Source organism: Streptomyces sp. NPDC056160, assembly GCF_042268205.1.
Classification (GTDB): Bacteria; Actinomycetota; Actinomycetes; order Streptomycetales; family Streptomycetaceae; genus Streptomyces.
In genome coordinates, this window is sequence record NZ_JBHJUW010000332.1 from 1 (window position 1) to 1,728 (window position 1,728).

Below are 1,728 nucleotides of genomic sequence, written 5' to 3' on the forward strand. Positions count from 1 at the left end.
ACAAGAACACCCAGACCAAAGCACAGATCCTCGCCAGCATCCTCCTCAACGGAACACACACCACCAGCCTCCCCGGAGGCGCACCACACCTCACCAAGGAACAGTTCGACACGGCACTGGACATCTGGCTCAACGGCCACCCCGAAACCGGACAGCAAGCACACACACGCCTGCCCGGGCAGACCGAGACGGTTACGCTCCCGCCCCGCACCGCAGAGGCAGCAACAAGCAGCAACCTAGTACTGCAGCTGACTGCGGCTGCAGTACTAGAAGACCCGACTCCCCGGACAGTGAATATCGGCACACATATCGCCAATCTGATAAGTTCCGGCCGAGGGGAAGTGACTGAACGTACGGGAAAACTGCTTGAGTCGTACGGGGCGCTAAGGAAACGGCATAATAAATGGATACTCGAAGTTGCGAATCGTTCCGGCGCGAGCAGAAAAAGACAGCTTTCATCGGCGCACGGTAATGAGATCTACGCACCATCCAGCAATAAACAGGCACTAAAATTCGAAAAAGCGGTGGAAATTTGGTTCAACGGCCACCCCGAAACCGGCCAGCGAGCACACAACTACCTGCCCACGGAAGATGACACTGTGAAAATACCGGTGAATGACCCAGGCGCACCAGGCGAAGGCGCGCCCGAAAACAGCCTGACCACGGTGCATGTCGGGCGCCAGGTTCGCGACATGACCATTAAAGGGCGCGTTTTCATCACCCGGCGGTCAGCTGATCTGCTGCGCCACTACGGGAAGCTAGAATTGGACGGGAACAGGTGGCTCTTCACGAAGAAGAACTCGCGATGGAGATGGATCGATCGCGCAGCCGAACTTCGAGTTTACTTCAGGAACCCTGAAAATGCAGACGCTGAGACTCAAAAATCTGTGATAGATCTCCTCTCCCGCATGACGATAAAAGGCCTCAATCGTAACAACACGCAATATCGGCCGCTTCGCGCATATCTGAGTGAGCGGTTCGATGTGATCGAAAAGGATGACACGTTCTTCATTAAGCTTGCTCCGGGTGAGGAATTGTCCGACGTGATGGCACGGGCTTTTGTCGCTGATGTGCGGGTGGTTGTGGGGAGGCTGGAGCGGTATTTCAATGATCCGGACGGGTCTGATGCGGCACTGCGGGAGGAGGTGGTCGAAGAGGTCAGAGCTCTGGTGCACGATGGCAGGTTCGATGACGGGCGCAGTTTTCCCATCAAGGAGTACCTGCTGGATCACGGGTGGCCTGTGCGGGTGGAGGTGTGGGAGGACGGGCGGTACTTCTTCGTGGATTTGGCGGAGGGCGAGGATTTCCTCCATCTGATGGCCCGTATGGAATCCGGCACCCTCCACAGCGAGACCGCCGGTTCTGCGGGGCCCTGGGGTGCGGATTTCGGTTCCGTAGGGCGGATGGAGGTGGATCCGCCGTCACCTGTTCACGCGGGCGGACTGTCGCCCCTGTCGGCTGTTCATGGCGGGGAAGGGGAGGGGGCGATGCTGGTGGACGGGGTGGGTCCGCGCTGGTCTCCGGCTGCGTTCCCTCCGCGGGATGTCCCGGTTTTCCCTGGTGGTCCGGAGGCGGCTGGGGGGGCCGGGGTGCAGCGGGAGCATGCTGGTCTGGCCGGGGGGGCGGGGCGTGGGGCGGTTCCTGTGCCGGTGCGTGCGGGTTTGGCGGAGGTTCGGGAGGTTCTGGGCAGTGGCCGGCCGCTGGCGGGTGAGGATGGGCCGCCGGTGC

1 protein-coding gene is annotated in these 1,728 nt (G+C 60.6%); it reads left to right on the forward strand.

Going from position 1 to position 1,728, the window contains the following annotated elements:
- Nucleotides 1-1,728, forward strand: a 1,728-nt coding sequence (locus ACFC02_RS42515) for a hypothetical protein (RefSeq protein WP_376368391.1), incomplete at both ends; no start/stop codon positions are given.